The 8,716-nt window shown below is 37.1% G+C and carries 8 protein-coding genes; all 8 read left to right on the top strand.

What is annotated here, in order from left to right:
- Positions 1-148: IS3 family transposase (locus SVZ03_16060; protein ID MDY6935720.1), on the top strand; the 148-nt coding region annotated here is incomplete at its 5' end.
- A gap of 129 nt (positions 149-277) precedes the next feature.
- Entirely contained in the window at positions 278-1,117 is an 840-nt protein-coding gene (locus tag SVZ03_16055) for a substrate-binding domain-containing protein (protein ID MDY6935719.1), read from the top strand.
- A gap of 3 nt (positions 1,118-1,120) precedes the next feature.
- Positions 1,121-1,810, top strand: a complete 690-nt coding sequence (locus tag SVZ03_16050) for an ABC transporter permease (protein MDY6935718.1) — start codon at positions 1,121-1,123, stop codon at positions 1,808-1,810.
- Between the two features lie 4 nt (positions 1,811-1,814).
- A complete protein-coding gene (locus SVZ03_16045; protein ID MDY6935717.1) occupies positions 1,815-2,843 on the top strand; it encodes an ATP-binding cassette domain-containing protein in 1,029 nt (342 codons plus the stop codon).
- Between the two features lie 632 nt (positions 2,844-3,475).
- Entirely contained in the window at positions 3,476-3,685 is a 210-nt protein-coding gene (locus SVZ03_16040) for an RQC domain-containing protein (protein ID MDY6935716.1), read from the top strand.
- Positions 3,663-4,046, top strand: coding sequence for a tautomerase family protein (locus SVZ03_16035; GenBank protein ID MDY6935715.1), 384 nt, complete (start codon positions 3,663-3,665; stop codon positions 4,044-4,046). Before SVZ03_16040 ends, SVZ03_16035 begins: the two co-directional genes overlap by 23 nt.
- Positions 4,047-4,294: 248 nt before the next feature.
- Positions 4,295-5,422, top strand: a complete 1,128-nt coding sequence (locus tag SVZ03_16030) for a nitroreductase family protein (protein MDY6935714.1) — start codon at positions 4,295-4,297, stop codon at positions 5,420-5,422.
- Positions 5,423-5,793: 371 nt separating this feature from the next.
- Positions 5,794-8,559, top strand: a complete 2,766-nt coding sequence (gene ileS / locus SVZ03_16025; protein ID MDY6935713.1) for an isoleucine--tRNA ligase — start codon at positions 5,794-5,796, stop codon at positions 8,557-8,559.
- Positions 8,560-8,716 lie beyond the last annotated feature (157 nt).

Below are 8,716 nucleotides of genomic sequence, written 5' to 3'. Positions count from 1 at the left end.
AAGATATAGAACGAGAGATGAAGCACGGCTTGCTATTTTTGAATACATTTCAGTATTCTATAATAGACAGAGAATTCATTCTTTTCTTGACTATAAAAGTCCGGAAGAATATGAATCATCTGATTCAATAATTAAATATGTTGCTTAACTATGTGTCCGTAATTGCGGGGCAAGCACAAGCCTTTTAACTACACAATGTCAAAGATAGTATACGGCATTAATATTTTAGAGTTTGAAAAAAATATTTTCAAATTCTCATTTATACAGGAGTGCTGTTATGGATAAGGCAAGAGGAACATTATTAATGATTTTGCCATGTTTAATTATTTGCTCTTTAGTGATTAGGTGTGCGAAGACTGAAGTCCATGTACTAAAGATGGCAACAACAACCAGCACTGACAACACCGGACTATTGGACTATCTTAAACCGCGTATAAAGTCCGATACCAGTATTGATTTGCAATGGATTGCTGTTGGCACTGGCAGAGCGCTGGAGCTTGGCAAGAACTGCGATGTGGACCTACTTATGGTTCATGCCCCAAATGCAGAAATGAAATATATAGAAGATGGTTATGGAATTGATCGTAATGAGATTATGTATAACGATTTTATTATAGTAGGCCCAAGGGAGGATCCTGCAAACATAAAAGGCAAGTCTATCAAAGAGGCCTTTAGTCAAATGTGGAAGAATAAAACTCTCTTTGTAAGCAGGGGAGATGATTCTGGAACCAATAGGAAGGAGATTATGCTATGGGAAAATGCTGGATTGAGAATCCCAGATAAAGAACAGTGGTATATACAGACCGGTCAGGGTATGATGAATACAATAAATATTACATTAGAACGAAAAGCCTATACAATTACCGATAGGGCAACCTTTATCAAATATGAGTCTAATCAAAAGGGTAACCCGTTGCTTACAATTCTTCTTGAAGATCAAAAAGCTCTTATAAATCAGTATAGCATTATAGCTGTTAATCCAGCTAAATGCCCGGATGTTAAGTATGAATTAGTAAAAAAAATTATAATCTGGCTTACCTCGCCAATGGCACAGAAACTGATCGGAGATTTTAGATTATTGGATAAGAGGCTTTTTATACCAAACTCCAGAAAATAGTATATGGGATATCTTATTGACGGCATCATACAAGCATTCCAGTTGCTTATAGGTTTTGATGAAGAGACCTTTTCGGCTATCTTCGCAACGCTAAAAGCGTCATCGCTCTCAATCACTTTCAGCCTTTTAATTGGGATCCCCGCTGGTTTTTTTCTGGGTTATCTTGATTTCCCTGGGAAAAGGCAGTTGAGAGTATTAGTTGATACTCTTCTTGCCCTCCCAACCGTTGTTGTCGGCTTATTGGTTTATGCTTTTATCTCACGGAGTGGGCCATGTGGGGATTATAACCTTTTGTTTACCCTACCTGGAATAGCAATAGCTCAATGTTTACTTGTTATCCCTATTGTAATCGCGCTTACTGCCACAGCAGTTGAAAGCCTTGACAGGCGTCTGAGAATAACACTGCTAACACTTGGGGCTGACGCTAGGCAGGTTGCTATTGACAGCTTACTGGAAGCTCGATATGCCGTTTTAGGCGCTGCGATAGCTGCATATGGGAGGGCAATTTCAGAAGTTGGCATCTCAATGATGATCGGGGGCAATATTAAATGGTATACTAGGACTATTACAACTGCAATAGCCATGGAGACAGGAAAGGGGGAATTCGCCATGGGTATAGCATTAGGTATGGTGTTATTACTCCTGGCTTTTTCTATTAATTGGTCACTGATTATTCTTAAGAACAAATCATAATACTATGATGCATAATACATCTCTCTATAAAATAGAAGACTTGAAGCATGGATATAATGATATCTTTAGATTGGATATCTCGAAACTTACGATTGATAAGGGTTCTTCTATAGGATTTGTTGGGGCGAATGGAAGCGGTAAGACCACGCTATTGATGATTTTAGCCTTTCTTGAGGATCCGATTGAGGGCAATATCTATTTTGAAGGGATAAAGGTAAATAGCAATAAGGCATCATTCAGGAATAATGTTACCCTGTTGCCACAAGATCCATATCTTCTCAAAAGAACCGTGTTTGATAATGTCGCATATGGTCTGAGAATGCTTAAACAGAGAGTAGACATTCGAGAGAGAGTATATGAGGCCTTAGAATGGGTAGGTCTGTCGCCTGAAATATTTGCCAAGAGGCGATGGTTTGAACTCTCAGGTGGAGAGGCACAGCGTGTTGCCCTGTCATCAAGACTTGTTATTAGGCCAAAGGTGCTCTTATTGGATGAACCTACTTCAAATATTGATCAATCTAGCGCAACTTTAATCAAAGAAGCAATTTTTATGATTCGCAACATGAACGAAACTACATTGATAATCTCCAGTCATGATCATCTCTGGTTGAATAGAGTAACAGAAGAGATATTCAAAATCCATAATGGAAGATTAGTCGGTTCTGGTTTAGAAAATATTATAGAAGGGACATGGAATCCAGACGTAGATGGTCTTTGGTCAATGATTTTAGGTGATGGAAAGAAGATATATAGCACAAAGCCCACTCGCTTAGATTCTGTTGCGCTTCTTAATCCCTCTGATATCATTATCTCAGATGTTATGCAATCCCGCATTTCAGCCCAGAACAATCTTAAGGGTAGGATTACCTCTATGAGCGCCGCAAAGGAATTTGGCAAGATAGAAGTAAATGTTGAGACTCATGGAATTCAGCTTGTATGTAATTTGACTCAACATGCAGTCTATGATCTTAAGCTTCTTCCAGGCAAGGATGTGTGGATTATATTCAAGGCTTCATCCCTTAATTGGCAATAGAATAATCAATATTAATAATATCATACATTCAGGGGACTCACCCTGATTTTTATTACACAAAAGGAGTGGCTACATTCTTGTATGCAAACAAAATACTTGGAAGGATTTAGAAATAATACACTCCGAGAGAAACCCAGGAAAAAACGTAGGTGATGCTTGAAGAATAATAAAATGACTTCCTGTGCATAGACTTATTGGGAAAGTGCGTAATAATTATAAATATTACTCTACAAAACATGGTATTGAAGCTATTTTTGCAGATCTAAGAATTGAGGAATTTTATATTGTTCCAGTTCTTTTATAAATAATGAGGAATTTGGATTTACAGGATTTTTATCCAGTTTACCCTGTAATCCTGTCTAATTCTCATAATAGTCTTGCCGAAGGAACAAAGCCCTTAGGGATTAAGGTACTAATATCCTGTGAATGCAATATATTTAGTAATACTCAGATATCACTATTTGATTAGCAATCTTAACTATGATAGTTTAATAATTTTATAATAGGATATAGCAATTAACCAGAACCAGGGAGATTAAGAGCATATAATAAACAAGATATAATGAATGTCCAATGAAACAACAAATAGCAATAAAGCAAATCGGATTTAATATCATCTTGATGCTAAGGGTATGGAAGATCTACCCTATGATAAAATAGCTATAACTTTACGTGCCGCAGATAAACTGATAAAGAGTGATGGTAGGACTATGTTAGCTAAAGTTTTAAAGGGATCAAAAGAAAAAAAATTATTAGATCTTAATCTTAATAAATGTCCTGTTTACGGATTTTATCGCGATTATGTATATAGGTGTAATAATGATCGTTATATACGGAATTGAAGAAAAGCTGAATCCGATAAAAGCTAAAATATCTGATGTTATCCATAATTGTATGCGACTTGTTATTGGCATCCCTGAAGATAAGAGGGCACATCGATTTGTGCCAATGAAAAAAGAAAATTTTTATTATCCGGGTGGACGAAGCGATGCATATACAGTTATTGAGATAAATATGATGCATGGTCGGGAAAAAGAGACGAAGAAGAAATTAATAAAGGAGATATTTAAACAAATGGAAACACAGCTTGGAATCGCCCCAGCAGATATTGAAATCACAATTAATGAACAACCAGCACATTGCTGGGGATTTCGCGGTATCACTGGAGATGAAGCTAAGCTTAACTATAAAGTAAATGTATAACTAATCCTTTCAAAAAATAGATAAATTCATACGGTCGTGATGAAATGTAAACCTCTGAGATTCGATAATTGTATCCAGCTGGCTATCATATAATGATAGTATCGTTTCCCACTGCTTGATGGGTGTGTGCTGACATTTTATATGTAGAATTTTCAAAAATGTATAGTTGCGGCCAATGTAATAATCCCTTAAACATGAATTGTTATTAATTCAGGGATAAAGTGTACTAGGTATGGATCGTTAATATTATGGAAAAGAAACTACATCATACAAAACAACTGACTCGAGATTATAACTCATATTTTAAAAACCGCATCCACATTCTAGATGTAATGCTTGCACGAAGATCATGGAGGAAATATAGGAATGAAACTATAGAGCAGAATATTTTTTATGATATTGAAGCTTTTATGAAAAAGTCCATTGCACTTAGAAATTGTCCTGTTGACGATATCATTCTTTTTACTAATCAAGATCGTCTTCCAGAATTATTTAAAGCAGCTTATAAAGGATTTATAGGCAAAATTAATCCCTGGTTGTCAAAAGTTAAAAATGGTGGGGTTCTTATCCTCTCAATAGAGAAAAGGGCCAGAGATGAAGAAAGACCCCTTTCATATGCATTTGCTTCATTAGCAGCAGAAGATACTGTTCTTTACATAACTGAAAAGGGATTGGGATCTGTATGGATGGCAGGTGTGAATGCCACTGAAATTTCTAAATTACTTAACTTACCTTCCAACAAATGGGTTCCAGCATGTATTCTGTTTGGAAAAACAAATCACAGGATAGGAGGATTTAATGTTGATAATATTGTTTATAAATCCCTATCACGCAAGCGTAAACCATTAAATGAATTAGTATATTCAAATTTTTATGGAAATGTGTTTGATTTAAACGAGGAAATACCTACAAATTTACAAAACAATCAATTTTTAAACATTTCAGATACACTACAATCATTATCTTTATGGAAGGATAAAAAAACTAATACAAAAACAACTATTTCTCAATTAGAATGGGAGCTTTTAATTGAAGCAGCGCGAATTGCGCCTTCCTCAGGAAATAGTCAGAGGTGGAAATTTATACTTATTGATGATAAATCACTAATTGATGCTATTAGTAAACATATTGATGAAAAGGAGCAATTAAAGGGTATTATTGCCGGCCTTGGCATCCCTGGCACCTGGTTAGAAGTTGGGATTGAACGACCATTCTGGATGATTGATTTGCCGATCTCGTTATCGCATATCAGCCTAATGGCAGCTGCCTTAGGATTTGGAGGAAAAGTTTATCTTAATTTTCCAGAATCTACCATAAATTCTTTATTAAGAATAAAATCAAGATGGCGAACAGTAGGACTTGTAGGATTAAAGTAATAGTTTTTGAATAAAATTAATGTGTCTTATCCTATCGTAATTCTCCCTCCTGAGTGATTTTCCCAATACTCTTGGGGCATCTTCTACCTTTATGTTTCCTTCTATCCTATTAAAAAAAGATTATGTAGAGGATTTTCCAATTATAATCCTGCACTCGCAGAGCCTGCATCTATGCATACATATAAATGGCATTTATCAAAGGTAGCTAAAAGTCCATTTTCACCTCTACATAATGAGCGATTAAGACCAATTGATGCTGGATATGAGAAATTCAATTGACAAAGACGCTTATAAATGCTTTTTCTATACTTTCAACAGCAACATTTCTGTATCAAAATAAGCGGAAAGAATAGAAAAATGACGAGGATATAATGGATTATTCAAAGACAATCAATTTACCTGCGACCAAATTCCCAATGAAGGCCAATCTCTCCCAACGTGAACCCGAGATGCTATCAAATTGGGATAAGGACAATATCTATAAAGAGATACTAAATCGAAGGAAGGATGCTGAGATATTTATTCTTCATGACGGACCACCTTATGCAAATGGCAACATACACGTTGGCACAGCCATGAACAAGATACTTAAGGATATCATTGTAAAGCATAAGACGATGAAGGGGTATAAGGTTCCCTATGTGCCAGGCTGGGATTGTCATGGACTACCAATTGAGCTTCATGTGATAAAAGAGCTAGAAAAAGACGATTTAGACAAATCAGTCATAAACGTTAGAAGAAAGTGCAGAAAATATGCCGATAGATATATGAAAATACAAAAGGGAGAGTTCCAAAGGCTTGGCGTATTTGGAAATTTTGATAATCCATATATCACAATGTCAAAACAATACGAGGTAAAAATTCTTGAGACCTTTGGGAGGATATTTAAGGAGGGATTTATTTACAGGAGCCAAAAACCCATCTACTGGTGCCCAAACTGCGAAACAGCTTTAGCTGAAGCTGAAGTGGAATATGCCAATCATACATCTCCGTCAATTTATGTGAAATTCAAGGTTGAGCCGGTATCTGTTAATCTTGAGGGTATAGATAAGGAAAGGCTCTATGTCGTCATATGGACCACAACCCCATGGACGCTGCCAGCTAACCTTGCCTTGACATTCCATCCTGACTTTGCGTATTCAGCTTATAAATTTAATGATGATTATTATATTGTTGCTGATGGTCTCGTATGGGCAATGGAGGATATTATCGGTATTCAAAAGGGTGAGAGGGTCCCAATAACTAGGGCTCAGATAGAAAATCTACAGGTATCCCACCCTTTTATCAATAGAGAATCAAGGGTTATTTTTGGAACTCACGTAACGCTTGAACAGGGAACAGGGATTGTACATACTGCGCCTGGGCATGGGTATGAAGACTACATTATTGGGCTTGAATATGGACTCGATACGTATTCTCCAGTGGATTGCAGGGGGAGATTTACCCAGGACTTTTCGGAAATGAATGGAGTTAATGTCTTTGATGCAAATCCCCTTGTTGTGGAACTGTTAAAGGAAAAGGGCGCGCTCCTCTTTACTGATGATATAGAGCACTCCTATCCTCACTGCTGGAGATGCAAAAAGCCTCTGATCTTCAGAGCCACGGAGCAGTGGTTTTTCAAGATCGACCATAAGGGATTAAGGGAATTGGCTTTAAAGGCCATCGATGACACTACATGGATACCTTCATGGGGAGAGATAAGATTTAGAGGGATGATAGAGACGCGTCCCGATTGGTGTCTGTCCAGACAGAGATCATGGGGTGTGCCTATCCCTTCATTTGTATGCAAAAAATGTCGAATTAATCTGATGAGCTCAGAGAGCATACAATACCTGGCTAACATATCACTTGAAAAGGGGATAGATGCATGGTATACTGACGATATTAAAGACCTTGTGCCTCCGGGCACAATCTGCCATGAGTGTAAGAGGAGTGAATTTGAGAAGGAATTTGATATTTTAGATGTCTGGTTTGATTCCGGAATATCTCATTTTGCTGTGCTTGATGAATGGGAGGATCACAGATGGCCCTCTGATGTTTATCTGGAGGGAAGCGATCAGCATAGGGGGTGGTTTCAATCCTCATTGTGGCCGGCCCTTGCTCTTAGACAGAGGGCGCCTTACAATGCGGTCATCACCCACGGTTTTATACTCGATGAAAATAACGCTGCTATGAGTAAATCTGCTGGCAATGTAATCCATCCCATTGATCTGATCAATAAATTTGGAGCGGATATCCTCAGGCTCTGGGTCTCGTCAGAGGATTATAGAAATGATGTTAAGATCGGATTCGATATGATGAAACAGGTTGCAGATTCATACAGAAAGATCAGGAACTCCTTTAAATTTCTAATCGGGAACCTTTCCGATTTTTCTTCTGATAAAGCTATTGGCTATGATGACCTATCGGATATTGATAAATGGATATTACACAAATTATATAACTTATCAGATAAAATAATCACTTCTTATGATAAATTCGAGTTCCACCTCGTGTATAGAGGATTAATGAACTTCTGCGCAGTGGAATTATCATCAATTTATTTCGATATATCCAAAGATATCCTCTATATTGACCAGAGGGATTCCACAAGGAGAAGGGCAACACAGACAGTATTGAAGGAGATATTTGAAACCCTGATCAGGCTTATAGCTCCAATACTTGTCTTCACAGCGGAGGAGATATGGAAATTTAATGAGAACATTGATTCAATTCACTATCAGGAATACCATAGGTTAAATGAAGAGTACAATAATCCTGAAATTGCGAAAAAGATGGATGCAATTGTTGATATAAAAAGGGATGCACTTAAGGCCCTAGAGACAAAAAGAAAGGAGAAGCTCTTTGGTACATCCCTAGAGGCTGAGATTACTATCTATGTGAAAGATGAAATAATTAGAGATTGGCTTAGGGAGATGGGTGGTGATATTGAGAGATTCTTTCAGGTCTCCAAGGTGAATATCCTAACAGAGGAGAGGGATGGGCTTGGTGAGTTTGATAACTCTCTAATTGGAATAAATAAAACGAAAGGGCAAAAGTGTGTTAGGTGTTGGAATTATTCTACAGAACTCGGAAGGAATAAGGATCATCCAGATTTGTGCCCAAGATGTGAAGAGATAGTTATGAGGATGCTTTAATCTCAGCTTGATTTATTCTTTCATAACTGGATGAAAAAACTTTCATCCCAATTATAATCATTACTTTAAGAAGAGAATCTGCATCTCTCAGTGCCATTGTGCTTTTTGGAAAAAAATTATAAGTCCTTCACTTACTCATTTAAATTAGTATTTTGAG

Source organism: Spirochaetota bacterium (genome assembly GCA_034190085.1).
Lineage (GTDB): Bacteria > Spirochaetota > UBA4802 > UBA4802 > JAFGDQ01 > JAXHTS01.
Note: the sequence above shows the minus strand (reverse complement) of the source record. Positions and strands in the feature narration are given on the sequence as shown.

Excerpts from the sequence above, each read along its gene's own strand:
- SVZ03_16055 (MDY6935719.1), top strand. The coding sequence starts at position 278 with ATGGATAAGGCAAGAGGAACATTATTAATGATTTTGCCATGTTTAATT.
- SVZ03_16050 (MDY6935718.1), top strand. The coding sequence starts at position 1,121 with ATGGGATATCTTATTGACGGCATCATACAAGCATTCCAGTTGCTTATA.
- SVZ03_16045 (MDY6935717.1), top strand. The coding sequence starts at position 1,815 with ATGATGCATAATACATCTCTCTATAAAATAGAAGACTTGAAGCATGGA.
- SVZ03_16040 (MDY6935716.1), top strand. The coding sequence starts at position 3,476 with ATGGAAGATCTACCCTATGATAAAATAGCTATAACTTTACGTGCCGCA.
- SVZ03_16035 (MDY6935715.1), top strand. The coding sequence starts at position 3,663 with ATGATCGTTATATACGGAATTGAAGAAAAGCTGAATCCGATAAAAGCT.
- SVZ03_16030 (MDY6935714.1), top strand. The coding sequence starts at position 4,295 with ATGGAAAAGAAACTACATCATACAAAACAACTGACTCGAGATTATAAC.
- ileS (MDY6935713.1), top strand. The coding sequence starts at position 5,794 with ATGGATTATTCAAAGACAATCAATTTACCTGCGACCAAATTCCCAATG.